The sequence below is a fragment of the Metapseudomonas otitidis genome (genome assembly GCF_011397855.1).
Classification (GTDB): Bacteria; Pseudomonadota; Gammaproteobacteria; order Pseudomonadales; family Pseudomonadaceae; genus Metapseudomonas; species Metapseudomonas otitidis.
This window is the reverse complement of record NZ_AP022642.1, coordinates 1,072,096-1,098,975: the sequence shown is the minus strand read 5'-3', so window position 1 is coordinate 1,098,975 and position 26,880 is coordinate 1,072,096. Positions and strand designations below refer to the sequence as shown.

At 68.2% G+C, this 26,880-nt stretch carries 27 protein-coding genes; 10 read left to right on the top strand and 17 right to left on the bottom strand.

Annotated elements, in window-relative coordinates; genetic code table 11:
• Nucleotides 1–24: 24 nt before the first annotated feature.
• The 3 genes from PotMrB4_RS05200 to PotMrB4_RS05190 form a co-directional block, all read right to left on the bottom strand.
• Complete coding sequence (locus PotMrB4_RS05200) at nt 25–228, bottom strand: YbdD/YjiX family protein (RefSeq protein WP_044410488.1); 204 nt, start codon at nt 226–228, stop codon at nt 25–27.
• A 13-nt stretch (nt 229–241) separates the two neighbouring features.
• Entirely contained in the window at nt 242–2,308 is a 2,067-nt protein-coding gene (locus PotMrB4_RS05195; protein ID WP_172432696.1) for a carbon starvation CstA family protein, read from the bottom strand.
• 273 nt (nt 2,309–2,581) lie between these two features.
• Entirely contained in the window at nt 2,582–3,088 is a 507-nt protein-coding gene (locus tag PotMrB4_RS05190) for a DUF3015 domain-containing protein (RefSeq protein WP_044410492.1), read from the bottom strand.
• A gap of 210 nt (nt 3,089–3,298) precedes the next feature.
• On the opposite strand from PotMrB4_RS05190, the gene PotMrB4_RS05185 reads away from it, so the two are divergent.
• Genes PotMrB4_RS05185 through PotMrB4_RS05175 form a run of 3 tightly spaced genes read left to right on the top strand, consistent with a single transcriptional unit; the run spans nt 3,299 to nt 7,098 of the window.
• Entirely contained in the window at nt 3,299–4,513 is a 1,215-nt protein-coding gene (locus PotMrB4_RS05185) for a DUF3142 domain-containing protein (RefSeq protein ID WP_172432695.1), read from the top strand.
• On the top strand, nt 4,500–6,674 hold the full coding sequence (locus tag PotMrB4_RS05180; RefSeq protein WP_172432694.1) for a hypothetical protein: 2,175 nt from the start codon (nt 4,500–4,502) through the stop codon (nt 6,672–6,674). The genes PotMrB4_RS05185 and PotMrB4_RS05180 overlap by 14 nt, the downstream gene beginning before the upstream one ends.
• A gap of 55 nt (nt 6,675–6,729) precedes the next feature.
• A complete protein-coding gene (locus PotMrB4_RS05175; RefSeq protein WP_142012104.1) occupies nt 6,730–7,098 on the top strand; it encodes a PilZ domain-containing protein in 369 nt (122 codons plus the stop codon).
• 3 nt (nt 7,099–7,101) lie between these two features.
• Here PotMrB4_RS05175 and radA read toward each other — a convergent pair whose 3' ends face one another.
• From radA to PotMrB4_RS05160, 3 genes are all read right to left on the bottom strand, one after another.
• The gene (gene radA, locus PotMrB4_RS05170) at nt 7,102–8,469 is read right to left on the bottom strand and encodes a DNA repair protein RadA (RefSeq protein ID WP_044410504.1); all 1,368 of its coding nucleotides are present in this window, start codon (nt 8,467–8,469) and stop codon (nt 7,102–7,104) included.
• Nucleotides 8,470–8,511: 42 nt separating this feature from the next.
• Nucleotides 8,512–8,784, bottom strand: coding sequence for a hypothetical protein (locus PotMrB4_RS05165; protein ID WP_044410508.1), 273 nt, complete (start codon nt 8,782–8,784; stop codon nt 8,512–8,514).
• Between the two features lie 67 nt (nt 8,785–8,851).
• A complete protein-coding gene (locus tag PotMrB4_RS05160; RefSeq protein WP_044410511.1) occupies nt 8,852–9,100 on the bottom strand; it encodes a YdcH family protein in 249 nt (82 codons plus the stop codon).
• Between the two features lie 158 nt (nt 9,101–9,258).
• Here PotMrB4_RS05160 and PotMrB4_RS05155 point away from each other — a divergent pair, with 158 nt between their 5' ends.
• Nucleotides 9,259–9,546 (top strand): DUF1272 domain-containing protein, encoded by a 288-nt coding sequence (locus PotMrB4_RS05155; protein WP_074972942.1) that lies wholly within the window; start codon nt 9,259–9,261, stop codon nt 9,544–9,546.
• A gap of 65 nt (nt 9,547–9,611) precedes the next feature.
• Nucleotides 9,612–10,028 (top strand): large-conductance mechanosensitive channel protein MscL, encoded by a 417-nt coding sequence (gene mscL / locus PotMrB4_RS05150; RefSeq protein ID WP_074972941.1) that lies wholly within the window; start codon nt 9,612–9,614, stop codon nt 10,026–10,028.
• 55 nt (nt 10,029–10,083) lie between these two features.
• Here mscL and PotMrB4_RS05145 read toward each other — a convergent pair whose 3' ends face one another.
• From PotMrB4_RS05145 to PotMrB4_RS05135, 3 genes are all read right to left on the bottom strand, one after another.
• The gene (locus PotMrB4_RS05145; RefSeq protein ID WP_074972940.1) at nt 10,084–11,658 is read right to left on the bottom strand and encodes a TerC family protein; all 1,575 of its coding nucleotides are present in this window, start codon (nt 11,656–11,658) and stop codon (nt 10,084–10,086) included.
• Nucleotides 11,659–11,884: 226 nt separating this feature from the next.
• Complete coding sequence (locus PotMrB4_RS05140; RefSeq protein WP_172432693.1) at nt 11,885–12,421, bottom strand: DUF934 domain-containing protein; 537 nt, start codon at nt 12,419–12,421, stop codon at nt 11,885–11,887.
• Complete coding sequence (locus PotMrB4_RS05135; RefSeq protein ID WP_172432692.1) at nt 12,418–14,088, bottom strand: nitrite/sulfite reductase; 1,671 nt, start codon at nt 14,086–14,088, stop codon at nt 12,418–12,420. Before PotMrB4_RS05135 ends, PotMrB4_RS05140 begins: the two co-directional genes overlap by 4 nt.
• Between PotMrB4_RS05135 and PotMrB4_RS05130 the strand changes: the two genes are divergently transcribed.
• The 4 genes from PotMrB4_RS05130 to fabV all read left to right on the top strand — a co-directional run bounded on the left by PotMrB4_RS05130 (nt 14,087) and on the right by fabV (nt 17,404).
• Nucleotides 14,087–14,245 (top strand): hypothetical protein, encoded by a 159-nt coding sequence (locus PotMrB4_RS05130; protein WP_160158605.1) that lies wholly within the window; start codon nt 14,087–14,089, stop codon nt 14,243–14,245. The genes PotMrB4_RS05135 and PotMrB4_RS05130 overlap by 2 nt on opposite strands.
• A 110-nt stretch (nt 14,246–14,355) precedes the next feature.
• Nucleotides 14,356–15,780 carry a cytochrome-c oxidase, cbb3-type subunit I gene (gene ccoN, locus PotMrB4_RS05125; RefSeq protein WP_074972937.1) on the top strand — a complete coding sequence of 475 codons (1,425 nt, stop codon included), beginning with the start codon at nt 14,356–14,358 and terminating at the stop codon, nt 15,778–15,780.
• A gap of 10 nt (nt 15,781–15,790) precedes the next feature.
• Complete coding sequence (locus PotMrB4_RS05120) at nt 15,791–16,033, top strand: cytochrome Cbb oxidase CcoQ (protein WP_107328859.1); 243 nt, start codon at nt 15,791–15,793, stop codon at nt 16,031–16,033.
• A 174-nt stretch (nt 16,034–16,207) separates the two neighbouring features.
• Nucleotides 16,208–17,404, top strand: a complete 1,197-nt coding sequence (gene fabV, locus PotMrB4_RS05115; protein WP_172432691.1) for an enoyl-ACP reductase FabV — start codon at nt 16,208–16,210, stop codon at nt 17,402–17,404.
• 119 nt (nt 17,405–17,523) lie between these two features.
• On the opposite strand, the gene PotMrB4_RS05110 is transcribed toward fabV, so the two are convergent.
• Both PotMrB4_RS05110 and PotMrB4_RS05105 read right to left on the bottom strand, forming a co-directional pair.
• Nucleotides 17,524–18,300, bottom strand: coding sequence for a ferredoxin--NADP reductase (locus PotMrB4_RS05110; RefSeq protein WP_172432690.1), 777 nt, complete (start codon nt 18,298–18,300; stop codon nt 17,524–17,526).
• Nucleotides 18,301–18,405: 105 nt separating this feature from the next.
• Nucleotides 18,406–19,398 carry a TRAP transporter substrate-binding protein gene (locus PotMrB4_RS05105; RefSeq protein WP_172432689.1) on the bottom strand — a complete coding sequence of 331 codons (993 nt, stop codon included), beginning with the start codon at nt 19,396–19,398 and terminating at the stop codon, nt 18,406–18,408.
• A 297-nt stretch (nt 19,399–19,695) separates the two neighbouring features.
• On the opposite strand from PotMrB4_RS05105, the gene PotMrB4_RS05100 reads away from it, so the two are divergent.
• Nucleotides 19,696–20,820, top strand: coding sequence for a methyltransferase (locus PotMrB4_RS05100; protein ID WP_142012121.1), 1,125 nt, complete (start codon nt 19,696–19,698; stop codon nt 20,818–20,820).
• A 157-nt stretch (nt 20,821–20,977) separates the two neighbouring features.
• Here the strand turns inward: PotMrB4_RS05100 and PotMrB4_RS05095 are convergent, their stop codons facing one another.
• The 6 genes from PotMrB4_RS05095 to PotMrB4_RS05070 all read right to left on the bottom strand — a co-directional run bounded on the left by PotMrB4_RS05095 (nt 20,978) and on the right by PotMrB4_RS05070 (nt 26,879).
• The gene (locus tag PotMrB4_RS05095; protein WP_069559907.1) at nt 20,978–21,124 is read right to left on the bottom strand and encodes a DUF2474 domain-containing protein; all 147 of its coding nucleotides are present in this window, start codon (nt 21,122–21,124) and stop codon (nt 20,978–20,980) included.
• A gap of 17 nt (nt 21,125–21,141) precedes the next feature.
• A complete protein-coding gene (gene cydB / locus PotMrB4_RS05090) occupies nt 21,142–22,149 on the bottom strand; it encodes a cytochrome d ubiquinol oxidase subunit II (RefSeq protein WP_172432688.1) in 1,008 nt (335 codons plus the stop codon).
• A 2-nt stretch (nt 22,150–22,151) separates the two neighbouring features.
• Nucleotides 22,152–23,594, bottom strand: coding sequence for a cytochrome ubiquinol oxidase subunit I (locus PotMrB4_RS05085; RefSeq protein ID WP_172432687.1), 1,443 nt, complete (start codon nt 23,592–23,594; stop codon nt 22,152–22,154).
• Between the two features lie 285 nt (nt 23,595–23,879).
• Nucleotides 23,880–24,452: a nucleotidyltransferase family protein gene (locus tag PotMrB4_RS05080; protein ID WP_172432686.1), complete on the bottom strand. Its 573-nt coding sequence runs from the start codon at nt 24,450–24,452 to the stop codon at nt 23,880–23,882.
• Nucleotides 24,453–24,670: 218 nt separating this feature from the next.
• A complete protein-coding gene (locus tag PotMrB4_RS05075; RefSeq protein ID WP_172432685.1) occupies nt 24,671–25,642 on the bottom strand; it encodes an XdhC family protein in 972 nt (323 codons plus the stop codon).
• A gap of 13 nt (nt 25,643–25,655) precedes the next feature.
• The gene (locus PotMrB4_RS05070) at nt 25,656–26,879 is read right to left on the bottom strand and encodes a cytochrome c (RefSeq protein ID WP_172432684.1); all 1,224 of its coding nucleotides are present in this window, start codon (nt 26,877–26,879) and stop codon (nt 25,656–25,658) included.
• Nucleotide 26,880 lies beyond the last annotated feature (1 nt).

Below are 26,880 nucleotides of genomic sequence, written 5' to 3'. Positions count from 1 at the left end.
CGCAGCAGCCTGGCGGGGCAGGTTTCAGCAACAGCGGATGGGCCGCCCTTTCCCGCCCCCGTAACGGGCTTCCTGGCGCTCCCGGAAGAACGCCTCGTAGCTCATCACCGGCTGGTCCGGGTGCTTGTTGCGCATGTGCTCGACGTAGGTGTCGTAGTCGGGCATGCCCACCAGCATCCGGGCGGCCTGCCCGAGGTACTTACCCATGCGACTCAGGTCATTGAACATGCGCGTTCACTCCTCAGGCGTCCGGGATCGGCTGGAACGGCGTTTCCTTGTCGCTGCGCTCGGGCTTGCTCCAGGCGGCACGGCCGACCTTGAAGGCATAGAACAGCACGCTGAGCACCACGAACAGGAACAGCACGGTCAGGGTGGCGTTGGTGTAGGCGTTGAAGATGACGTGCTGCATCTGCGCCATGTCCTTGGCCGGTGCCAGCACCTGGCCGCCGGCGGCGGCGTCGCTGTACTTCTTGGCCAGGGCCAGGAAGCCGACGGCGGGGTTTGGGTCCAGCAGCTTGATCAGGCCGGCGGTGGTGGTGCAGATCAGCAGCCAGGTGGCCGGGATCAGCGTCACCCACACGTAGCGCTGGCGCTTCATCTTGATCAGCACCACGCAGCCCAGCATCAGGGCGATGCCGGCCAGCATCTGGTTGGAGATGCCGAACAGCGGCCACAGGGTGTTGATGCCGCCCAGCGGGTCGATCACGCCCTGGTACAGCAGCCAGCCCCAGAGGGCCACGCAACCGGCGGTGGCGAGCACGTTGGCGAACCAGGAGTCGGTCTTCTTCAGCGCCGGGACGAAGTTGCCCAGCAGGTCCTGCAGCATGAAGCGCCCGGCACGGGTGCCGGCGTCCACGGCGGTGAGGATGAACAGCGCCTCGAAGAGGATCGCGAAGTGGTACCAGAACGCCATGGTGTTCTCGCCCGGCAGCACCTGGTGGAGGATCTGCGCGATGCCCACGGCCAGGGTCGGCGCACCACCGGCACGGGCCAGGATGGTGTGCTCGCCGATGTCACGGGCGGTGGCTTCCAGCTGCTCGGGGGTGATGGTGAAGCCCCAGCTGCTGACGGTGGCCGCCACGGCGGCGACGTCGGTGCCGACCACGGCCGGCGGGCTGTTCATGGCGAAGTACACGCCCGGCTCGATCACCGAGGCGGCGACCATGGCCATGATGGCGACGAAGGACTCCATCAGCATGCCGCCGTAGCCGATGTAGCGGGCGTGGGTCTCGCTGGCCAGCAGCTTGGGCGTGGTGCCGGAGCTGATCAGCGCGTGGAAGCCGGACACCGCACCACAGGCGATGGTGATGAACAGGAAGGGGAACAGGTTGCCCTTCCACACCGGGCCGGTGCCGTCGATGAACTGGGTCAGGGCCGGCATCTTCAGCATCGGCATGGTCACCAAGATGCCGATGGCCAGGGCGATGATGGTGCCGATCTTGAGGAAGGTGGACAGGTAGTCGCGCGGGGCGAGGATCAGCCACACCGGCAGCACGGCGGCGACGAAGCCATAGCCGATCAGCATCCAGGTGATCTGGATGCCGGTGAAGGTGAACGCCGGCCCCCAGACCGGGTCCGCGGCGACCTGGCCGCCCAGCCAGATGGAGGCCAGCAGCAGGACCACGCCGATCAGCGAGATCTCACCGATGCGGCCCGGGCGGATGTAGCGCATGTACACGCCCATGAACACCGCGATGGGGATGGTCGCCATCACCGTGAACATGCCCCAGGGGCTCTCGGCCAGGGCCTTCACCACGATCAGCGAGAGCACCGCGAGGATGATGATCATGATCAGGAAGGCGCCGAACAGCGCGATGGTGCCGGGCACCTGGCCCATTTCCTCGCGCACCAGCTCACCCAGGGAGCGGCCGTTGCGGCGGGTGGAGATGAACAGGACCATGAAGTCCTGCACCGCACCGGCCAGCACCACCCCGGCGATCAGCCAGAGCGTGCCGGGCAGGTAGCCCATCTGTGCGGCGAGCACCGGGCCCACCAGCGGGCCGGCGCCGGCGATGGCGGCGAAGTGGTGGCCGAAGAGGATGTGCTTGTTGGTCGGGACGTAGTCCAGGCCGTCGTTGTTGATCAGCGCCGGGGTGGCGCGGGTCGGATCGAGCTGCATCACCTTGCTGGCGATGAACAGGCTGTAGTAGCGGTAGGCGATCAGGTAGAGCGCCACGGCTGCCACCACGATCCACAAGGCGTTGATGGCCTCGCCGCGGCGCAACGCGACCACGCCCAAGGCACTGGCGCCGATGACGGCCAGCACTGCCCAGGGCAGGTGGCGCGCGACGCTGTTGTTATTGTTCATAGGAGACTCCCAATGGATGGACAGACGAGCTGCCGCACAAGCTTAGCCCCATCCTTCCCGATTGAGGTCTAGACATTGGTCTAGAGCCTTCCGACAACCGCGCCGGAAGACACCTTCGCTGAATTTCCTTCCTCACGCAGAAAATCGCAGGAAGGGTCTGAGGACACCCGAAACGCCGCCCGTCACGCCGGCACGCGCCGCGCATGCCCCCTCACGTATCCCGCAGGCATGAAAAAGCCGGGCATCGCCCGGCTTCTTCGTTGCACCTGCCGATCAGGCCGGTTGCTTGGCGTAGCGCGCCAGCTGCTGGTCGCGGCTCATCACGTCGAGGGTGTTGGCCAGCACCTGCTCGCCGGTCACGTCGGGGGCGGAGAAGATCTGCGCGAAGTTCTCCTGGGTGATCTTGGCGAAGTGGGCACGGTCGGCCTTCTCCACGCCCAGCAGGGTTGCGTAGGCATCCAGCGCCTCGCCCTGGCCCTGGGCCATGTCCTCGGCGATGTTGTCGAGCATGCCGTTCATGGCCAGCATCGAGCGGCCGCCGTAGCCCAGCTTGACGCTGGTGTCGCACCCGTTGGTCCCGGAGGTCATGCCGAAGGTGGCGTTGCCCGAGGTGCCGTTGGTGGTGGTGGCGAGGAAGTGGGGGGCCATGCCGCGCTGCCCTTCGAAGAGCATGTTGCCCCAGCCGCATCCGTTGCCGCCGGCAGCATCGGCATGAGCCGCCACGCTGCCAACACAGAGCAATCCCGCAATCAGACCTTTGACCAGCAGTCGGTTGTCCATTAGCTGCACTCCACAGGTAATCAGAAGGTGAATAGCTCATGCAGCTTTGGTGACAGGAAAGCGGCTGTCAAACCGAACGGCCAACCATCCGGCGAGCGGTCGCCGGGGATGTGAACGGGTTGGCGGGCGCCCCTTGCCGGCGCTGGGGATTGGGAGTCTAATCCGCCGCGACCGGGCCAGCAGGCCCGCCTGCCCCATCGATGACCGTCCATGACCGGCCCCCTCCGCCGCAGGATCGCGGCACTCTTCGCAGCCTTGCTGATGCTGGCCGCCTGCCGGGACGGGCACTCGCCGCCGCTCGACCAGCAGCTCTACGTCTGGCAACGCCAATGGACCCCGGCTCACGCCGAGGCCCTGCGCGCCAGCCACGCCATCTTCTCCACCCTGCGCGTACTGGCACTCCAGGCCCACCCGGGCGCCGGCTGGTCGCGGGCCCGCATCGACACCGACCTGCTGCGCCAGGACGGCCGCCCCTGGGTCGCCGTGGTGCGCCTGGACGGCCAGTTGCCGCAACTGGACAGCCAGCGCGCACGGGACGAGATCGGCAGCCTGCTGGCGGACTGGCAACGCACCGGGCTCACCCCGGTGGCCGTGGAAATCGACCACGACTGCGCCAGCGCGCGCCTGGCGGACTACGCCCGCTTCCTCAGTGAGCTGCGCGCCAGCTTGCCCACCGGCATGCAGCTCGGCATCACCGCCCTGCCCGCCTGGCTGTCGAGCCCCCGCCTGCCGGACGTGCTCGCCCAGGTCGACGGCAGCGTCCTCCAGGTGCACGGTGTCAGCGCGCCGGAAAAGGGCCTGTTCGACGAGCGCCAGGCCCTGGAATGGGCGCGCCGCTGGGATGCCGTCAGCCCCACGCCCTTCCTCCTCGCCCTGCCCGCCTACGGCGCCGGCCTGATCCGCTCCGACGAAGGCGTTCAGGTGGAGAGCGAAGCACCGCTGCCCATCGCCGGGGCGCGCCAGGAATGGATGGCCGATCCCCAGCAGGTCGCCGGGCTCGTCGCCCAGTTGCGCCGCGACCCGCCCACACACCTGGCGGGCCTGATCTGGTTCCGCCTGCCCCTGCCCGGGGATCGCCGCGCCTGGCCGCTGGCGACGCTGATGGCGGTGGCCCGGGGCGAAGCACTGGCGGCCGACCTGCGCCTGGACGTGCGACGCCCGGACAACGACCCCCAGCTCAACGAACTGACCCTGGCCAACCTCGGCAATGCCCCGGCAGCGCTGCCCGCTCGCCTGCAACTGGCCGCCCATGACTGCTTCGCCCATGACGCCCTGCCGGGCTATCGCCTCGTCACGGACGACGCCGGCCTGCGCCTGGAACGCGAGGCCGGCCCCACCCTCTACCTGCAAGCGGGCCAGCGCCGAGCGCTGGGCTGGGCCCGCTGCCATGCACCTGCTCAAGGAGGACTCCATGCACAACCCTGATCGGCCCCTCGCCCGCCTGGCCCTGGCCATCGCCCTGGCCCTGCCGCTGGCCAACCAGGCCCTGGCCTGCGGGCCCGACTTCAGCCTGACCCTGCTGGACAACCGCGCCCGCACCCTGACCGAGATGCCGGAGAACAACTTCGTCTTCGAAGCCACCCACCTGGCCCCGCCCATCGCCGGGCTCAAACCGGTGAGCCAGGCCACCCTGGTGATCTATTGGGAGGCGGACAACGAGAACTACGTGCGCCAGCGGGAGTGGGTGGAGCGGGACGAACTGGGACGCGACGTGGCCCAGCGCGTCGAGCAGTTGCGTGCCCTGGATGACCCCGCCCAGGTGGAAGCCCAGGCCGGCGACCTGCCAGAAGAGCAGCGTCTCTACATCGCCGGCGCCGTGGCCTTCCGCCGGGACGGGGAAGAGGCCAGCGGCTACTTCCGCCGCCTGCTCGCCCTGCCCGCCGACCAACGCCGGGCCCGCAGCACCTGGGCGGCCTATTCCCTGGGGCGCGCACAGGCGGAAATGAGCCGCGACCTGCCCGCTTCCGACGACGTGACCACCGATGTCGAGGCCGAGCAGCGCCGGCAGGCCCACGCCCAGGCCGCCCGCGAGGCCTTCCAGCTGACCCGCCAACTGGTCCTGGACGGTTTCCCCGACCCGCTGGAACTGGCCGCCGCCAGCCTCGGGGAAGAGGCCCGCGTGGCCAAGGACGCCGGCGACTGGGGCCAGGCCATCCGCTTCTATTCCAACCAGGCGGCGCTGAACTCCAGCGTCGGCATCAGTTCCCTCAAGTTCCTCTCCAGCGAACTGGCGCAGATGCCGGTGGATCAGTTGCGCCCGCTGCTGGAGGTTCCGGAGGTCCAGCAGTTGCTGACCATTCGCCTGCTGACCCGAATCGGCTGGGACTACGAGGGCCAGACCGAGGCCGAGAAGCCCCTCGTCCAGCTGTTGCTGTCGCTGGACGAACCGGCCCTGCCCAATGCCGACCGCCTCGCCACCCTGGCCTACCAGAGCGGCCAGTACGACACCGCCCGGCGTCTGCTGGAAAAGGCCGGCGACTCGGGCCTCGCCTGGTGGATCCGCGCCAAGGTGGCACTGCACGACGGCGACATCACTACGGCCACCCAGGCCTATGCCAAGGCCTCCCAGGCCTTCCCCGAGAACGAGAGCTGGGCCTACCGGCGCGACGACGACGGCTACCTGGAAACGGTGAAGCCCCACTGCCGGGTCGACGGCGAGCGCGCCGTCCTCGCGCTTAAGCGCGGCGACTACCTGGACGCCCTGGACATGCTCTACCGCAGCGGCGAGATCTACTGGGAGGACACCGCCACCCTCGCCGAACGGGTGCTCACCGCAGATGAGCTGAAGGGCTTCGTCGACGCCAAGGTGCCAGCGCCCAATCCGCAGGACCAAGCCCAAGGCGACGCCTACCTGCCTCGCCCGATTGCCACCCTGCTGCGGGAGCTGCTGGGCCGTCGCCTGATGCGCGAAGGGCGCTACGACGAGGCACCGGCCTACTTCGCCACCGAGGAGCTGCGCACCATCGCCCGCGAGTACGCCCGGGCACGCCGGGAGGCGGAGAGCCGCTGGACCGACATCGGCCAGGCCGAGGCCTACTACACCGCCGCCGTCCTGGCACGCTGGCGCGGCATGGAGCTGCTGGGCTACGAGATGTCACCGGACTTCAAGGTCTACGAAGGCAACTACTACCAGCTCCAGGTGGAACGACAGGACCCGGCCGGCTGGCTGAGCGAAGACGAAGCCAGGCGCCAGAACAGCGCACTGGCCGAGCCCAACCGCCGCTTCCACTACCGCTGGGTGGCGGCGGACCTGGCCGAACGCGCCGCCGACCGACTGCCGCACACCAGCCAGGCCTTCGCCGCTGCACTGTGTCAGGCCAGCGGTTGGCTGGAGTACCGCGATCTGGACAGCGCCCGGCGCATTTACCGCCGCTACGTGGAGAACGGTCCGTTCGTGGAGTGGGCCGGCAACTTCGGCAAGACGTGTGAAGATCCGGATTTCGAGCGGGCCAAACCCCGCCAATGGGAAGAGCGCTGGGCCGCCATCACCGCCCTGGCGCCGTCCCGACGCCATGCCGCCTATGGCCTCGGCGCACTGCTGGTGGCCGGCGGCCTGCTGCTGGCCTGGCGTCGTCGCCGGGGATGAGCGGGTAATCTAGCCCTTGTCTATAGTGATCCAAACTGCCCAGGAGTCTTGAGCGATGAGCCAGAAAGAACACGAACGACGGCGCTTCCACCGGGTCGCGTTCGACGCCGTGACCGAACTGATCCAGGGCGAGCGCCAATGGCAGGCCGAGCTGCAGGACATCTCCCTGAAAGGCCTGCTGCTGAGCCGCCCGAATAATTGGAACGGGGACGGGGACCAGCCCTTCCAGGCGGTCATCCACCTGTCCCGGGATGCCCTGGTGCGCATGGACGTGGTCCTCACCCGGATCCACGACGATCAGCTGGGCTTCGTCTGCCAGCACATCGACCTGGACTCCATCGCCCACCTGCGCCGGCTGATGGAGCTGAACCTGGGCGACGAGACGCTGCTGGAGCGCGACCTCGCCGCCCTCGTGGAGGCTTGAGCGCTACTCGAACAGCGCGTCGAGCGCCTGCTCCAGGCGCGTCACTGCGATGACCCGCAAGCCGGGGGGCGCCTCTTTCGGGGCGTTCCCCTTGGGCACGATGGCCCGCTTGAAGCCATGCTTGCCCGCCTCCTTCAGACGCTCCTGCCCACTGGGCACCGGGCGCACCTCGCCAGACAGGCCCACCTCGCCGAACACCAGCAGGTCATGCTCCAGCGGCCGGTTGCGCAGGCTCGACATGATGGCGGCGATCAGCGCCAGGTCGGAGGCCGTCTCCAGCACCTTCACCCCGCCCACCACGTTGAGGAACACATCCTGGTCATGGGTGGGGATGCCGCCGTGGCGGTGCAGCACTGCCAGCAGCATCGCCAGGCGGTTCGGGTCCAGGCCCAGGGTGACCCGGCGCGGGTTGGCCAGGTGGCTGGTGTCCACCAGTGCCTGCACCTCTACCAGCATCGGTCGCGAGCCTTCCCAGGTGGCCATCACCACGCTGCCGGGCACGGCTTCCTGGGCGCGGGTGAGGAAGATCGCCGAGGGGTTGGAAACCTCCTTCAGGCCGCGATCGGTCATGCCGAACACGCCCAGCTCGTTCACCGCGCCGAAGCGGTTCTTCACCGCCCTCAGCAGGCGCAGTCGGCCGTCGGACTCGCCCTCGAAATACAGCACCGTGTCGACCATGTGCTCCAGCACGCGGGGGCCTGCCAGGGCGCCCTCCTTGGTCACGTGGCCGACCAGGAAGATCGCCGTGCCGCTCTGCTTGGCGTAGCGCACCAGCAGCGCGGCGCTCTCGCGCACCTGGGCCACGCCGCCGGGAGCGGACTGCAACTGCTCGGTGAAGATGGTCTGGATGGAGTCGATCACCATCACCTTGGGCTTCTCCACCCGCGCGGTGGCGATGATGCTTTCGATGCAGGTCTCGGTCATCACCTTGAGCTTGTCCTCGGGCAGCCCGAGGCGACGGGCGCGCATGGCGACCTGCTGCTGGGATTCCTCACCGGTGACGTAGAGCGCGGGGAAGCGGGTGGCGATGTTGCAGAGGGTCTGCAGGAGGATGGTGGACTTGCCGATGCCGGGGTCACCGCCGATCAGCACCACCGAACCGTCGACCAGACCGCCACCGAGCACCCGGTCCAGTTCGGCCGAAGCGGTGGAGAAGCGCGGCATCTCCTCGACGCTGACCTCGGCCAGGGTCTTGATCTGCGCCTGGCCGCCGGCCCAGCCGGCGCGCCCGCTGGAGGACGAGGCGGCAGCCCCTTCCACCACGGTTTCCACCAGGGTGTTCCAGGCCCCGCAATCGGCACACTGGCCAGCCCATTTGGGGAAGGTCGAGCCGCACTCGGTGCAGCCGTACATGCGCTTGGCCTTGGCCATCAGCGGACTCCGTCAGAAAAACGAAGCCCGCATGATAGCGGATCACCCCTTGCAGGCGCGCCCGCAGCCGCAGCAGCCTTCCTTGCGTGGCAGGCGGGCCAGGTCCTGGGCCAGGCCTTCGCGGCGCATCTGCAGGGCCTGCAGGCTGGAGCCGTCCAGCGGCTCGGTGCCGGCCTGGACGCGGGCGATGCGCTTGTCCAGCAGGTCCAGCTGCTGGCGCAGGCGATCACGTCGTTCCTCGGCTCGGCGCGCCTCGTATTGGGCCTTGCGGTCGGATTCGGGGGTGGCGCTCGGAAGGGTGTCGTAGGCCGTCATGGCGAGTGCTCCGAAGGGGAAAGGCGGCCAGCCTAGCCAGCCGCCCCGGGCACCGCGTTGACGCCGGTCAACCGCCCTGATGGGCCCTGAGCAGCTGGGCGATCTCGTCCTTCAGGGCAACCCGCTTCATCTTCAGGCTGTGCAGTTGCAGGTCATCCAGGGCATGCCGGCCGTCCTCCACTTCATAGATGCGCGTGTCGAGGTGGTGGTACTCGGCGGCCAGGCGGGCAAAGTGCACGTTGTGCTGGAGAAGTTCGTGCATCGTGGCGTGATCATCAGGGAATTCGCGTTCCAGGGCGTGGTGTTCGAGAGGCATGGCAAGGCTCCTTGCAAGACCGAAGCAGCAGCTAGAGGCTAGACCAGCCTGGGCGACCGGACAGCCACCTGTTTCACCGGCGTTACAGTGAACGCTCGTGACTGGGCGCCGCCTGGCGGGCGCACTAGGATGAGCGGTCGCCCCCAGGAGAGCCCCCGATGCTCGAGCTGCGCCCCACCTGCGAAGCCTGCGCCCGCGCCCTGCCGCCCGCCAGCACCGAAGCCCGCATCTGCTCCTTCGAATGCACCTTCTGCGCCGACTGCGTCGAGCGGCTGCACAACGTCTGCCCCAACTGCGGCGGCGGCTTCTACCCGCGCCCGGTGCGCCCGAAGGTGCTGCTGGGGCGCTACCCAGCAGCCGGCGTGCGGGTGCAGAAGCGCCCCGATCCCCAGGTGCACGAGGACTTCTGCCGGCTCTACCGCTACACCGAACCGCAACACCGGTAGGATGGCGCTGTCAGAACACTCGGTTACACTTTCAGCCCATCAGTCCAATCCCCGGGGGAAATCGCATGAGCTTGCTGTCGGAATTCAAGGCCTTCGCGGTCAAGGGCAACGTGGTCGACATGGCCGTGGGCATCATCATCGGCGCTGCATTCGGCAAGATCGTGTCCTCCTTCGTCGGCGACGTGGTCATGCCGCCGGTGGGGATGCTGGTCGGGGGCGTGGACTTCTCCGACCTGGCCATCACCCTCAAGGCCGCCGAGGGCAACGCCCCGGCCGTGGTCCTGGCCTATGGCAAGTTCATCCAGACGGTGCTCGACTTCGTAATCGTGGCCTTCGCCATCTTCATGGGGGTCAAGGTGATCAACAAGCTCAAGCGCGAGGAAGCCGCCGCCCCCGAAGTACCGCCGGCCCCCACCAAGGACCAGGAGCTGCTCAGCGAGATCCGCGACCTGCTCAAGGCCCAGCAGAAACAGCAGCCCTGAGCGGCAGGTGAATGAAAGAACGGCGCCCGAGGGCGCCGTTCTTCACGGGGCAGGCTCAGCCTGAACGCCGCGGGTGACCGGGCGGCGGCTCCAGCAGCAGCCGGTTGACCCGACGCTCCTTCACCTCGATCACCTGCAGGCGCCAGCCTTCCACCTCCAGCGCGTCGCCCACCACCGGCAGGCGGTCCAGCAGGCTCATGGCCAGGCCGGCGACCGTCTGGTAGCCCTCCTGGGCACGGGGCGGGAAGCCCAGGCGCTCGTTCAGCAGACTCAGGTTCACCGCGCCGCTGACCTTCCAGCCCGTGTCCACGGGCTCGATATCCAGGCCGTCCACCTCGCTGGCGTCCGGCAGTTCGCCGGCGATGGATTCGAGGATGTCGGTCATGGTCAGCAGGCCCTCGAAGCCGCCGAATTCGTTGACCACGAAGGCCACGTGGGTCGAGGCCTTGCGCATCTCCTCCAGGGCACTGAGCACCGAGGCGCTCTCCGGCAGGTTGGGCGGGATGCGCAGCAAGGGCTCGATCTCCGGCGCCTGGCCCTGCAGCAGCGCGCGCAGCAGTTCCTTCTTGTGCACGTAGCCCAGGGGCTCGTCCACGTCGGCGTCACGGACCACCACCAGGCGCGAATAGGGCGAGCGCAACAGCGCGTCGTACACCGTCTCGCGGCTGTCGGCCAGGTCGATGCGCTCCACCTCCACGCGGTTGGTCATCAGGGTGCGGATGGGGCGCTCGGCCAGACCGAGCACGCCGCTGATCATCACCCGCTCGCGGCGATCGAAGGGCACCTGGCCGCGACCGTTGTCCTTCACCAGGTCGGCGATCTCCTCGCCCACCTCGTCGGCCTCCACGCCACGGCCACCCAGCAGGCGCAGCACCGCGTGGGCGGTCCGCTCGCGCAGGCCGCCGGCCTCCTCCTGGCGGCGGCGACGGCGCCAGCGCACCGTCTGGTTGGCCAGCTCGATGAGGATCGAGAAGCCGATGGCCGCGTACAGGTAGCCCTTGGGAATGTGGAAGCCCAGGCCTTCGGCGGTGAGGCTGAAGCCGATCATCATCAGGAAGCCCAGGCACAGCATGATCACCGTGGGGTGGGCGTTGACGAAGGCGGTCAGCGGCTTGCTGGCGACGATCATCAGGCCGATGGAGATCACCACCGCGATCATCATCACTTCCAGGTGCTCCACCATGCCGACGGCGGTGATCACCGCGTCCAGGGAGAACACCGCGTCCAGCACCACGATCTGCGCCACCACCGGCCAGAACAGGGCATAGGTGCGGCTGCCGGTGCTCGGCTGGGCATGGCCCTCGATGCGCTCGTGCAGCTCCATGGTGGCCTTGAACAGCAGGAACACACCGCCGAACAGCATGATCAGGTCACGGCCCGAGAAGGCGTGGCCGAAGACCTCGAACAGCGGCTCGGTCAGCGTCACCAGCCAGGAGATGCTGGCCAGCAGGCCCAGGCGCATCAGCAGCGCCAGCGACAGGCCGATCAGGCGCGCGCGGTCACGTTGGTGGGGCGGCAGCTTGTCCGCGAGGATGGCGATGAACACCAGGTTGTCGATGCCCAGCACAATTTCCAGCACCACCAGGGTGAGGAGGCCCAGCCAGGCCGTGGGGTCGGCGATCCACTCCATGTCAGCCCTCCTCGCCGCAACAACGGGCAGCCGCCATCCGGCACGCCGAAGGGGCGCGGAACGGGAGGCCGAAGGGATTCACGGCAGGGAGCCGGGGAACGGGAAGGCGCGAGGCGCCGGAGAGGGAGGGGGCCGGGGGAGGCCGGGTACTGTCGCTGTCCATTGGGGTCCGATCAGAAAAAACGGACGTGCATCGTAGGACAGAACGCGGCCTTCCCCCGAGCCGTCAATTTTTACCAATCGTGACATCGGCCTCGCGGCGCCGGAACAGCGGGCGCGGCTCGATCACCGAGCGGCCGTAGAGCACGCTGAGCCCGGCCAGCCCCTTGAGGGCGTCCTCGGCGGACTTGTCAGCACGCACCGCAAAGGCGTCGAAGCCGCACTGGCGCATGTGCGCCAACTGGTCCCGCAGCACGTCCCCCACGGCGCGCAACTCACCGGCCCAGCCGAGCCGGCTGCGCAGCAGGTAGGCCTGGCTGTAGCCCCGGCCATCGCGAAAGCTGGGGAAGTCCACGGCGATCAGCGGCAGGCTGTAGAGGCAGTCCCGCAGGGACTCCACGTCGTCGTCCGGCTGCAACAGCAGCGCATCCTCGCTGACGCGCTCGCCCGCCAGCACGGCGGCGTCCTGCCGGGCTTGCCAGAGCGCCAGCGGCAGGATCAGCGGCCCGCCGTCCGGCAGCGCCTCGTCCGGGCGCACCAGGGTCCAGAGGTCGTCCTCGACCAGGCCGGGCACGCCCTGGCGCAGGCGGATCAGGTTGTTCATGCCGGTTCCTCCTCACGGGTGTAGACCCGTGCCTTGAACGGCTCCAGGCCGATGCGGCCGAGGGTGTCGACGAAGCGCTCGTCGCCCTCGCGGTGCGCCAGGTAGGTGTCGGCGATGTGCTCGATCACCTGGGGCACTTCGGCCGCACTGAAGGACGGGCCGATCACCCGCCCCAGGGCCGCCGACATGCCCTGGGCGCCGCCGAGGGTGACCTGGTACCACTCGCTGCCGCCCTTGTCGACGCCGAGGATGCCGATGTTGCCGATGTGGTGGTGGCCGCAGGCATTCATGCAGCCGGAGATGTTCAGGCTCAGCTCGCCGAGGGCCTCCAGCCGCGCCGGGTCGCGGAAGCGCGCCTGGATCGCCTGGGCGATGGGGATCGACTTGGCATTGGCCAGGGCGCAGTAGTCGCCGCCGGGGCAGGCGATGATGTCGGTCAGCAGGCCGACGTTGGGGGTCGCCAGGCCCGCCTCGCAGGCGGCCAGCCAGAGGGCGTGCAGGTCGCGCTTGGGCACGTCCGGCAGCACCAGGTTCTGCTCGTGGGCAATGCGGATCTCGCCGAAGCCGAAGCGCTCGGCCCAGTCCGCCACCGCCTCCATCTGCGCGGCGGTCACGTCACCCGGCGGGGCCTCGGGACCGGGCTTGGTGGAGATCACCACCGACGCGTAGCCGGGCACCTTGTGCGGTTGCAGGTTGCGGGCGCACCAGCGGGCGAAGGCCGGGTCCTCGGCCAGGCGCCGGCCATGTTCCAGGTCGGCGGCGTCGAGGGTGGCGTAGGCCGGCGTGGTGAAGGAGGCCGCCACGCGGGCATACTCCGCCTCGGTCAGCTGGGCCGGGCCGTCGCGCAGGTGCTCCCATTCGGCCTCCACCTCGCGGGCGAAGGCCTCGATGCCCAGGGCCTTGACCAGGATCTTGATGCGCGCCTTGTACTTGTTGTCGCGGCGGCCGTGGCGGTTGTAGACCCGCAGCACCGCCTCGACATAGGACAGCAGGTGGCGCCAGTGCAGCCCCTCGCGGATCACCTGGGCGAGGATCGGCGTACGCCCGAGCCCGCCGCCCACCAGCACCTTGAGGCGCATCTCGCCGTCCCCGTCGCGGTACAGGTAGAGGCCGATGTCGTGCATCTGCACGGCCGCGCGGTCCTCCTCGGCGGCGCAGAGGGCGATCTTGAACTTGCGTGGCAGGAAGAGGAATTCCGGGTTCACCGTGGACCACTGGCGGAGGATCTCGGCCAGCGGGCGCGGGTCCAGCAGCTCGTCGGCGGCCACCCCGGCGAAGGCCTCGGTGGTGATGTTGCGCACGCAGTTGCCGGAGGTCTGGATGGCGTGCATGTCGACATCGGCGAGGCGTTCGAGGATGTCCGGCACCCGCTCCAGGTCGATCCAGTTGAACTGGATGTTCTGCCGGGTGGTGAAGTGGCCGTAGCCCCGGTCGTACTCCCGGGCGATGAGGGCCAGGGTGCGCAGTTGGTCCGACGACAGCGTGCCGTAGGGGATGGCCACCCGCAGCATGTAGGCGTGCTTCTGCAGGTACAGGCCGTTCTGCAGGCGCAGGGGCAGGAACTCTTCCTCGCTCAGCTCGCCGCTCAGCCGCCGCGCCACCTGGTCACGGAACTGCGCGACGCGTTCGCGGACCAGGGCGCGATCGTAGTCGTCGTATCGGTACATGGGGATCCTCATCGGGCCGCCGGAGGCGGCAATCGTCCGGGTAGCCACTATGGCGAGCCACCCGGCGCAGAAACAGAATCAGATCGAAGCAGAAATCCGATATCAGATGACCCAGGCCGCCCCTGGTGTCGCCTGGGAGCAGATGGTGCTCATCTGATCTCCTAAAAGCAGCCAAAACTGAGGCTGTTTCGTCCCGTCCCGCCTTCCTAGAGTGGCGCCCCGGTCGGCAGTGCCGGCCAGCCATTCCCACTCCTGAAGGTTTTCCGCATGAAGACTGCAGAAATCGAACCCGCCTACGACTACCGGGTGGTGCGCCAGTTCGCGCTGATGACGGTGGTCTGGGGCATCGTCGGCATGGGCCTGGGGGTGTTCATCGCCGCCCAGCTGGTCTGGCCGTCCCTGAACCTCGACCTGCCCTGGACCAGCTTCGGCCGCTTGCGGCCGCTGCACACCAACCTGGTGATCTTCGCCTTCGGCGGCAGCGCGCTGTTCGCCACCAGCTACTACACCGTGCAGCGCACCTGCCAGGCGCGGCTGTTCGGCGGCAGCCTCGCCGCCTTCACCTTCTGGGGCTGGCAGGCCCTGGTGATCTGCCTGCTGGTGACCCTGCCCCAGGGCCTGACCACCACCAAGGAATACGCCGAGGTGGAATTCGCCGGGGCGGTGTGGATGGGCATCGTCTGGGTCGCCTACGCGGTGGTGTTCTTCGGCACTGTGATGAAGCGCCAGACCAAGCACATCTACGTCGGCAACTGGTTCTTCGGCGCCTTCATCCTGGTCACGGCGATGCTGCATATCGTCAACCACGTCGCCATCCCGGTGAGCTGGTTCAAGTCCTACCCGGTCTACTCCGGGGCCACTGACGCCATGGTCCAGTGGTGGTACGGGCACAACGCCGTGGGCTTCTTCCTGACCACCGGCTTCCTCGGGATGATGTACTACTTCATCCCCAAGCAGGCCGGGCGCCCGGTCTACTCCTACCGCCTGTCCATCGTGCACTTCTGGGCGCTGATCACCCTGTACATCTGGGCCGGCCCGCACCACCTGCACTACACCGCGCTGCCGGACTGGGCGCAGTCCCTGGGCATGGTGATGTCCCTGGTGCTGCTGGCCCCCAGCTGGGGCGGCATGATCAACGGCATGATGACCCTGTCGGGTGCCTGGCATAAGCTGCGCGACGACCCCATCCTGCGCTTCCTCGTGGTGTCCCTGGCCTTCTACGGCATGAGCACCTTCGAAGGCCCGATGATGGCCATCAAGACCGTCAACGCCCTCTCCCACTACACCGACTGGACCATCGGCCACGTGCACGCCGGTGCCCTCGGCTGGGTGGCGATGATCTCCATCGGCTCGCTCTACCACCTGATCCCGCGCCTCTACGGCCGCGAGCGGATGTACAGCACCGGGCTGATCAACGCGCACTTCTGGCTGGCCACCATCGGCACCGTGCTCTACATCGCCTCCATGTGGGTCAACGGCATCACCCAGGGCCTGATGTGGCGGGCGGTGAACGACGACGGCACCCTCACCTACTCCTTCGTCGAGGCGCTGGAGGCCAGCCACCCCGGCTTCATCGTGCGCTTCGTCGGTGGCCTGTTCTTCCTCAGCGGCATGCTGCTGATGGCCTGGAATACCTGGCACACCGTGCGCACCACCGACCGTGCGACGGCCCCGGCCGGCGCCACGGCCTGAGGAGCGGAGCATGGATGCCGAAACCCTGAACGTGCTGTTCGGCCTGGGCACGGTGGCCTTCTTCTTCGTCGCCGTGCAGCTCAGCCTCGGGCGCAGCCAGCGCCAGCTGGACGAGGCCACCATGCTGCCGTTCGCCGACGACGAGCCCGTGGCCCGGCGCATGGAACGCGCCACCGGGCGCAGCAGCACCGGCTGCAGCTGCCCGGGCCGCTGCGACGGCAGCTGCGCCACCCGCACCGACCTGGAGGCCTGAGGGCCTCAACGAGCGCCCGGGGCGGCCCTCTCTCCCGTCCCGGTCATGCCGGGTGGGCCGGCTTTTGCCGACTCACCCGGCTGCCGCTGGCCACAACCGAGGTGTCTTATCTACGATGCGCGACGTCTCCCGCTTCTGAATGTGCTGTTACCGCATCTAGCAACCGAGGTTTCCATGATCATCAAACCGCGCGTGCGTGGCTTCATCTGCGTCACTACCCATCCGGCCGGCTGCGAGGCCAACGTCAAGGAACAGATCCGCTACGTCGAGTCCAAGGGCCCCGTGGCCAACGGCCCGAAGAAGGTGCTGGTCATCGGTTCGTCCACCGGCTACGGCCTGGCCGCACGCATCACCGCCGCCTTCGGCGCGGGCGCCGACACCCTGGGCGTGTTCTTCGAGCGTCCGGGCAGCGAGACCAAGGCCGGCACCGCTGGCTGGTACAACTCTGCCGCCTTCGAGAAAGCCGCCCAGGCCAAGGGCCTGTACGCGCGCAGCATCAACGGCGACGCGTTCTCCGATGAGGTGAAGCGCGTCACCATCGAGACCATCAAGCAGGACCTGGGCCAGGTCGACCTGGTGGTCTACAGCCTGGCCGCCCCGCGCCGCACCCATCCCAAGACCGGCGAAGTCTTCAACTCCGTGCTCAAGCCGGTCGGCAAGACCGTCAACTTCCGTGGCCTGGACACCGACAAGGAAGTGATCAAGGAAAGCGTGATGGAGCCGGCCACCGAGGCCGAGATCGCCCACACCGTGGCGGTCATGGGCGGTGAAGACTGGCAGATGTGGATCGACGCCCTGCAGGAAGCCGGCGTGCTGGCCGACGGCGCCAAGACCACCGCCTTCACCTACCTGGGCGAAGAGATCACCCACGACCTGTACTGGAACGGCTCCATCGGCGCCGCCAAGAAGGACCTGGACCAGAAGGTTCTCGGCATCCGCGAGAAACTTGCCGCCACCGGTGGCGACGCCCGCGTCTCGGTGCTGAAGGCCGTGGTCACCCAGGCCAGCTCGGCCATCCCGATGATGCCGCTGTACCTGTCGCTGCTGTTCAAGGTGATGAAGGAAAAGGGCACCCACGAAGGCTGCATCGAACAGGTCGACGGCCTGTTCCGCGAGAGCCTCTACGGCGCCGAGCCGCACCTGGACGTCGACGGCCGCCTGCGCGCCGACTACAAGGAACTGCAACCGGACGTGCAGGACACCGTGAAGGACCTGTGGAACAAGGTGACCAACGAGAACCTGTACCAGCTGACCGACTTCACCGGCTACAAGACCGAGTTCCTGCGCCTGTTCGGCTTCGAGATCGACGGCGTTGACTACGAGCAGGACGTGAACCCGGACGTGCAGATCCCCAACCTGATCCAGCTCTGACCGGCTTCACCGCTCCACCCACCGGCGCCCCAGGGCGCCGGTTTTCGTTTGGGCGAGACAGGAAGCCCCCACAGAGCCCTGCAATCCGCCGGGTTCCGAAGTGATAAGCGACACACCCTCTACCAGTAATTCTCCACCGCCACCTGCCCCGGCCGCCGGCTGAGCGACAGGTTCATCCCCCTCGCCTTCAGCACCGCCCGGGTGTCCTCGATCATCTGCGGGTTGCCGCAGAGCATTACCCGCGAGTGCTCCGGCTCCAGTGGCAGCCCGGCAGCGCGCTCCAGTTCGCCGTTCTCGATCAGGGTGGTGATGCGCCCACCCAAGGCGCCCGGGTGGGCCTCGCGGGTGACCACGGGCAGATAGAGGAACTTCTCGGCCACGCCTTCCAGGTGCTCCAGCCCCGCCAGGCCGTGGATCAGCGGCTGGTAGGCCAGCTCCGCCGCGTGGCGCACGCTGTACACCAGCACGATGCGCTCGAAGCGCTGCCACACCTCCAGGTCCTGCAGGATCGACAGGAACGGCGCCACGCCGGTGCCGGTGGCCAGCAGCCAGAGATCGCGGCCGTCGACGAAGCGGTCGAGGGTGAGGAAGCCGAAGGCCTGCTTGTCGACCAGCAGGGTGTCGCCCACCGCCAGCCGGCTCAGCTCGGAGGTGAACTCGCCGCCGGGCACGACGATGGAGAAGAAGTCGAGGAACTCGTCATGGGGCGCCGAGACCATCGAATAGGCCCGCCACACCGTGCTGCCATCGGCCTTGGTCACGCCCAGGCGGGCGAACTGGCCGGCGCGGAAGCGAAAGCCGGGATCACGGGTGGTACGCAGGGTGAACAGGTTCTGGGTGAGGGGCCGGACCTCACGGAGGGTCTGGCGGGTGAACTTCTCGTCGCTGGCGGACATGGCACGGCTCCGGGTCGGATACCGCGCCAGTCTCGCGCAAAGCAGGCCCGGCAAACACCCGCGGGCCATGTGGCTATCCGCCGGACGGCGGACAGCCTGGGGACATCAGTGCTTGCGGTTGACGGTCTGCGCGGCGCGCAGCACGTCGGCGCCGATCTCGGCCTCGTACTTCTTCCACACCGGCATCATCGCCTGGCGCCAGGCCTCGCGCTCCTCGGGAGTGAGGGTGATGACCTTGGCCTTGCCGGCGGCGATCACCTTCTCGCGGTCCTTCTCGTTCATCGCCTCGGCTTCCTTGTTCACCTGGGCGGTGACCTCGTCGATGATCGCTTCCAGCTCGGTGCGGGTCTCGTAGGGGATGCCGATCCAGAACTTGTGGTTGGTGATCAGCATGTAGCTGATCGAACCATGGCCAGTCTCGATCACGTAGGGCTGCACGGTGTCGATCTTCTGGGTCGCCACGTTCGACCAGGGGCCTTCGGTGCCCTGGATGGTGCCGGCCTGCAGGGCCTTGAAGGCCTCGGCAAAGGGCATCTTCACGGTGGTGGCACCGAGTTGGGCGAACTGCGCCTCCAGCACCGAGGAGGGCTGGATACGGAAGGCCAGGCCCTTGGCGTCCTCGGGCTTGTGCAGCTCGCGGTTGGCAGTCAGCACCTTCATGCCGTTGTTCCAGTAGCCCAGGCCGTAGATGCCGTCCTTGGACATGGAGCGCAGCAGCTCGCGGCTCTTCTCACGCTTCTGGAAGCGCTTCACCGACTCCAGGTCGTTGAACAGGTACGGCAGGTCGAACACCTGCAGCTGCTTGGTGTAGGCCTCGAACTTGGACAGCGACGGCGCCAGCATCTGCACCTCGCCCTTCTTCAGCGCCTCGATCTCGTTGGCATCGCCGAAGAGGGTGGAGTTCGGGTAGACCTCGACCTTCACCTTGCCGGCCAGGCGCTCCTCCACCAGCTTCTTGAACAGCAGGGCACCCTTGCCCTTGGGGGTGTCCTCGGCCACCACGTGGGAGAACTTGATCAGCACCGGCTCGTCGGCCAGCACCGCATTGGAAAAGACGAACAGCGAGGCGAAGACCGCCCCCAGCAGAGACCTGTACATGCAAGCACCTATGCAAATGGAAACGGCGAAGCCCGCGCAGAAAGGCGCGAGCCCCGTCCGGATTCGATGTGTGGTTCGGTGGTCGACCCGCCCCCAACCAGCGGATTCGCACCGTCAAACGGCGTACCAGGTCGTTCAGGGCAGAGAAAAGCCCGAGGCCTGGTTATTATTGGTGCCGCCTTGGCGCACGGGGCCCGTCCGGGCCCGCCGCAGCGGAAGCGCGGAATTCTAGTGATATCGGGGCAATAGACAAGCGCCGGTTTCCCCAACCACCTCTCAGTTTCAGCAGATTCTTTCATGGCCCTCCTGGTAACCCCTTTCGCCCAGCTCGACCTTGTCCGCGTACCTGACCAGCAGGGTGAGCCGTTGCAGGCCTTCGACGCCGCTGACGAGTACCTGCTCAACCACCTCCATGCCCAGGCGCCGTCACCCGACACCCGCGTCCTGGTCCTCAACGACAGTTTCGGCGCCCTTGCCGCCAGCCTCGCTCCGCACCTGCAGGTCACCAGCAGCGGTGACTCGCACCTGGGTTTCCTCGGCCTCTCGCGCAACCTCGCGCGCAATGGCCTGGAGGGCGCCCCGGTGCGCTTCGTGCCGGCCAGCGAACCGCTCACCGGGCCGTTCGACCGGGTGCTGATCCGCGTGCCCAAGACCCTCGCCCTGCTGGAAGAACAGCTCATCCGCCTGCACGGCCAACTGGCCCCCGGCGCCCAGGTGGTGGCCGCCGGCATGGTCAAGCACCTGCCCCATGCCGCTGGCGACCTGCTGGCGAAGTACATCGGACCGATGCAGCCCTCTCTGGCAGTTAAGAAGGCGCGCCTGCTGATCGCCACGCCGGAAGCGAAGCCGTTCGTCGCCTCGCCCTACCCGACCCGCTATCGGCTGGACGAACCGCGCGTGGAACTGCTGAACCACGCCAACGTGTTCTGCCGCGACGGGCTGGACATCGGCACCCGCGCCTTCCTCCCGCACCTGCCGCGCGGCCTGGCCCGCGTGCGAGCCGCCGACCTCGGCTGCGGCAACGGCATCCTCGGCATCGCCTACGCCCTGGCCAACCCCGAGGCCGAGCTGACGCTGGTGGACGAGTCCTACATGGCCGTGCAATCGGCCCGGGAAAACTGGCAGGCGGCCCTCGGCGAGCGCCCGGCGGACATCCGCGCCGGCGACGGGCTGGCCGAGCAGCCGGCGGACTCACTGGACCTGGTGCTGTGCAACCCGCCGTTCCACCAGCAGCAGGTGGTGGGCGACTTCCTCGCCTGGCGGATGTTCGTGCAGGCGCGCAACGCGCTGGTGACGGGGGGCGAGCTGTGGATCGTCGGCAACCGCCACCTGGGCTACCACGCCAAGCTCAAGCGGCTGTTCCGGGGCGTCGAACAGGTCGCCGCCACGCCGAAGTTCGTGATCCTCAAAGCCAGCAAGTAAGAAGGGCGGGACAAGATGCGCGCGGATTGATGGGCATCGCTGCGCTCAGCGCCATCCTACGGGGGCGCAGCCTGGCGAACGACATGAGCACACACGACGCAGCGCCGACCGTAGCCCGGACTTCAGTCCGGGAATGCTCGGCGCCGCGCCCGGCTGCTCAGTGGGTGCTGAGCCCCGCTGCCGTCATCACCATGCGCAGCAGGTAGGCCACCACGCCGAGGGCCAGGACGCTGAGGGCCCAGATGCCCACCAGCCAGCCCAGGCGTTGCCACAGGGGCTTCTTCGGGGTGTCATCGAGGTTCATGGTCGCTCTCCTTTCCATCAGTGGTAGCCCTGGTCCGGGGTGACCTTGCCGCGGAACACGTAGTAGCTCCACGCCGTGTACACGAGGATGAACGGGATGATGAACAGCGCCCCCACCAGCGCGAAACCCTGGCTCTGCGGCGGCGCCGCGGCGTCCCAGATGCTCACCGCCGGCGGGATCACGTTCGGCCACAGGCTGATGCCCAGGCCGCTGTAGCCGAGGAAGATCAGCACCAGCGTGAGCACGAACGGCAGGTGGTTGGCGTTGTTCGCCACCGCCCGCAGCAGCGCCCAGGTGCACACCAGCACCAGGATCGGCACCGGCAGGAACCAGAACAGGTTGGGCAGGCTGAACCAGCGCTGGGCGATGGCCTCGTGGGCCAGCGGCGTCCACACGCTGACAATGCCGGTGATGCCCAGCAGCACCAGCACCAGCGGCCGCGCCAGGTCATGCATCTGCTGCTGCAGGCGCCCTTCGGTCTTCATGATCAGCCAGGTGCAGCCGAGCAGCGCATAGGCGGCGATCAGCCCCAGCCCGCAGAACAGCGGGAACGGCGCCAGCCAGTCCAGGGAGCCGCCGGCATAGGCACGGTTCACCACCGGCAGGCCCTCGATGTAGGCGCCCAGGGCCACGCCCTGGAAGAAGGTGGCGGCAATGGAGCCGCCGATGAAGGCCTTGTCCCACAGGTGGCGCTTGGCGGGCTTGGCCTTGAAGCGGAACTCGAAGGCCACGCCGCGGAACACCAGCCCGATGAGCATGAACATCAGCGGCAGGTACAGCGCCGAGAGCACCACCGAGTAGGCCAGCGGGAAGGCCGCGAACAGCCCCGCCCCGCCCAGCACCAGCCAGGTCTCGTTGCCGTCCCACACCGGCGCCACGGTGTTCATCATCACGTCGCGCTCGGTGTCGTCCTTGATGAAGGGGAAGAGGATGCCGATGCCGAGGTCGAAGCCGTCCATCACCACGTACATCATCACGCCGAAGATGATGATCACGGCCCAGATCAGAGAAAGGTCGATACCCATGTTCAATTCCTCGTACCCAGCGCATCGCCGCTGGTGTCATCGTCCGCCGACTCGTCGGCCGCCGAGAGGGGCCGCGCCGGGGTGCGTTGCTGGCCGGGGCCGCCGGTGCCCTGCTCCTTGCCCTCGTCGGTGACCGGGCCCTTGCGCACCAGGCGCAGCAGGTAGGCGAAGCCGGCGCCGAAGACGGCGAAGTAGACCACCACGAACATCACCAGGGTCAGGCTCAGTTGGGCCACGCTGTGCTGGGAAACCGCCTCGCTGGTGCGCATCAGCCCGTACACCACCCAGGGCTGGCGGCCCATCTCGGTGGTGAACCAGCCGGCGAGGATGGCGATCAGCCCGGAGGGGCCCATCCACAGGCAGAAATAGAGGAATGGCCGGGAGTGGAACAGCCCGCCGCGCCAGCGCAGCCACAGGCTCCAGACACCGGCGAGGATCATCGCCAGGCCCAGGGCAACCATGATACGGAAGGACCAGAACACCACCGTGGAGTTCGGCCGGTCTTCCTTGGGGAACTCCTTCAGCGCCGGCACCTGCTGGTCCAGGCTGTGGGTCAGGATCAGGCTGCCGAGGTAGGGGATCTCCACCTTGAAGCGGGTTTCCTCGCGCTCCATGTCCGGCCAGCCGAAGAGGATCAGCGGGGTCGCCTCACCCTCGCGGTTCTCCCAGTGGCCTTCGATCGCAGCGATCTTCACCGGCTGGTGCTTGAGGGTGTTGAGGCCGTGCATGTCGCCGATGAAGGCCTGCACAGGCGCCACGATCAGCGCCATCCACATGGCCATCGAAAGCATCTTGCGGATCGCCGGGTTGTCCCGGCCGCGCAGCAGGTGCCAGGCCGCCGAGGCGCCGACGAAGAACGCCGTGGCGAGGAAGGCGGCGGTGGCCATGTGCAGCAGGCGGTAGGGGAAGGACGGGTTGAACACCACGGCGAACCAGTCGGTGGGGATCACTCGGCCGTCGACGATCTCGAAGCCCTGGGGCGTCTGCATCCAGCTGTTGGAGGCGAGGATCCAGAAGGTGGAGATCAGCGTGCCGATGGCCACCATCACCGTGGAGAAGAAGTGCAGGCCCGGGCCGACACGGTTCCAGCCGAACAGCATCACACCGAGGAAGCCGGCCTCCAGGAAGAACGCGGTGAGCACCTCATAGGTGAGCAGCGGCCCGGTCACCGAGCCGGCGAAGTCGGAGAACGCACTCCAGTTGGTGCCGAACTGGTAGGCCATCACCAGGCCGGACACCACGCCCATGCCGAAGTTGACGGCGAATATCTTCGACCAGAAGTGGTACAGGTCGCGGTAGACCTCCTGCCGTGTCTTCAGCCACAGGCCTTCCAGCACGGCGAGGTAGCTCGCCAGGCCAATGGTGATGGCCGGGAAGATGATGTGGAAGGACACGGTGAAGGCGAACTGCATTCGGGCAAGATCGAGAGCCTCCAAACCGAACATGACGATTCCTCTAATCAGGTTGAAACAGGCACGGGCCAGCGGGTTCCATCGCACTTGGAACCGCGCCAGGTCGTAATTGTTCTTATGGAATCGCAGGCGGGCGGGGGGCGGGCCGGACAGCCCAATACCATTTCCGCCCACGACTTATTGATGCGGATCAATGCGCTTGAAGATTAACCAAGCGTAGCGCAGGGGTTGCTGTGGTTCGTTGCCGCGCGACAGGCTGCCGCGCGACCGAACGCCGCAGCACACACGGCGCGGCGCCGTCCTTGAGCGGCTGCATGGCTAGTCGGAGCGGAGGGCGTCGGGGTGGTCCACGTCGCGCAGCACGCCGGGGTCGTCCAGCGTCAGCGCCACGCAGGCATCCGGGTGGGCCTGCAGCACCGGGCGGGCACCCTGGTCGCCGCCCAGGCCCTGCAGTTCCGCCCAGAAGTCCCGTCCGAACAGCACCGGGTGGCCCCGTTCGCCCTGGTAGCGGGGAAACACGATGCGCCCGGGTGCCGCCTGGGCCTGCAGTGCCCGCAGGCTGGCCTCGGTGATCCAGGGCATGTCCCCCAGCAGCACCGCCAGCGCCTCGGCGGGGTGACCGGCTAGGGCGCGTGCGCCGGCCGCCAGGCTGTGGCCCATGCCCTGGCTCGCGTCCTGGCAACGGATGATCCGCACCCCGTCGGGCACGCCCAGGCGGGCCGGATCGTCCTCGGGCCGCAGCACCAGGTGCACCTCGTCGAACACCGCCTCCGCCCGCGCCAGGCTGGCAGCCAGCAGGGTGCGACCGTCCCCCAGCGCAGCCTGGCGCTTGTCGCTGCCGAAGCGGGTGCCGAAACCGGCAGCGAGGATCAGGGCGACGACCTTGGGCATAAGCACTCCAGGGGTTCGGACGAAGGGGGCGAATTTGAATGTGCAGGCGCGAAACGTAGCCCGGGCTTCAGCCCGGGAACAAGGCCGGTCACCCCGGCAAGGACAGCAGGGTACAAGCGTGGGAGCGAATTCATTCGCGATGGCAGCCGCCAGGCTGCCCAGGCCGCTGCCGAGTTGCACGGCCCCGGGCTGAAGCCCGGGCTACGGGAGCCAGGACCTCACACCCGCTCGCGGGCAACCCCGCTGCGCACGCGGACGATGTCCGCCATCACCGCCAGGGCGATTTCCGCCGGGGTCTTGCTGCCGAGGTTGAGACCGATGGGGGCGATGATCCGGGCAATCTCCGCCTCCGACAGCCCGCCCACCCGGCGCAGGCGCTCCAGGCGCTTGGCGCTGGTGGCCATGGAGCCCATCACGCCGATGTAGAAGGCCTCGGTGCGCACCGCCTCGATCATCGCCAGGTCGTCGATCTTCGGGTCGTGGGTCAGCGCCACCACCGCCGTGTCGGCGTGGCAGCCGCCCAGGCGGATGTATTCCGAGGGCAGCTCACGGCGGATCTCCACACCCGGCAGTTCGACGCCCTGCAGCGCCTCCTCGCGGGGGTCGCAGAGCACCACCTCGAAGCCCAGGCTCAGGCCGAACTCGGCGCACACCTGGGCCACGCTGGAGTAGCCCGCCAGCAGCAGGCGCTGGGCCGCGCCAACCCGCAGCTGCACCCACTCGGCCTCGCGCAACACCCGGGGGCCCTGGTCGCGGTCCGGCAGCAGGCGGCGCGTGCCGTCGCCCAGGTCCACCTCGCGGATCAGCCGGCGCTGGCCGGCCAGGGCGCCTTCCAGCTCACGCAGGTGCGCCTGGGCCTCGCAGTCCGCCGGCAGGCGCTCCACCAGCACATCGAGGATGCCGCCGCAGGGCAGCCGGATGGACGCATGGGTGTCGCTGCCGTCGCCGTAGCGCACCACCTGCACCGGCCGCTGGAAGACGCCGGCGGCCAGGCGTTCGAGGAAGTCATCCTCCACGCAGCCGCCGGACAGCGAGCCGATCCAGTGGCCGTCGGCGGTGGCCGCCAGCAGCGAACCCGGCGCGCGGGGCGCCGAGCCGTAGGTGGCGAGCACGGTGCACAGCCACACCGTGCGCCCGGAAACCGACCATTCCAGGGCCTTGCGCACGACCAGCAGATCGAGGTGTTGCATCGACGGGGACCTATCAGTGGGTGGGCACGTCCGCGCGCAGGGCTTTCACCTGCTCCAGGGTCAGCTCGTCATCGAGCCCGCCCCAGGTCTGGCGCAGGTAGTTGAGCAGGTCGCGCAGGCGCGGGTCGTCGAGTTTATCGCTGAAACCGGGCATCGGCTGCATCCGCTCAAAGCCGGTGAACTGCTGCTCGCGGATGCCGTCGTCGATCACCCGCAGCAGGTTGCGCGAGTCGGCCTGGCGCAGGGTGGTGTTGCCGGCCATGGCCACCGCCACGTGGGGGATGCCCTGCCCTTCGGCGCCGTGGCAACCGGCGCAGACGTTCAGGTAGTCCTGCCGGCCGGCCTGGGCGCTGGGGCTCAACTCGCCCAGCGGGCGGGTGGCGATGATCGCCGGGGCCGGTGGCTGGTCGCCCATGAGGAACACCGCCATGGCCTTGTGATCCACCTCCGGCAGGTACTGCAGGCTGTGGTGCAGCACCGGGTACATCTCGTTGAACACCGTGCCCTGGGCACTGACGCCATGGCGCAGGAAGGTGGCCAGGTCCTCGGTGCTCCAGCCCCGCGCGGCCATGTCATCGGCCTTCAGGCTCGGCGCCAGGTAGCCGAGGATCACCCCGCCCTCCAGGCGCTGTTCCTGCTGCAGGGCACCCAGGGCGTTGCGCGGGGTGTGGCACTCGCCGCAGTGGCCGAGCACGTCCACCAGGTACTGGCCGCGCGTCCACTGCTCGCTCTTGCCGTCCGCCGGCTCCAGCTGCACGCGGTTCTTGTAGAGCATGTTCCAGAAGGACAGGCCGAAGCGCAGGTTGAAGGGGAAGGCCAGCTCGGTCTTCGGGCTCGGCCGGGCGATCGGCTCCAGGCTCATCAGGTAGGCGTAGAGGGCGTCGGAGTCCTCGCGGCTGATGAGGTGGTAGGAGGTGTAGGGCATCGCCGGGTAGAGCTTGGTGCCGTCGGGCTTCTCGCCCTCGGTCAGGGCACGGAAGAAGTCGTCGGCGCTGTAGCGGCCGATGCCGTGTTCCTTGTCCGGGGTGATGTTGGTGCCGTAGATGGTGCCGAACGGCGAGGCCAGCGGCAGCCCGCCGGCATAGGGCGCGCCGCCCTCGATGCTGTGGCAGGCCACGCAGTCGGCGGCCCGGGCGACGTAGCGCCCGTGCTCGATCTGCGCCGCGTCCCGGGGGGCGTCGGCGGCGCTGGCCAGCAGCGGCAGGGTCAGGCCCGCCGCGATCATCAGTGCTTTCATG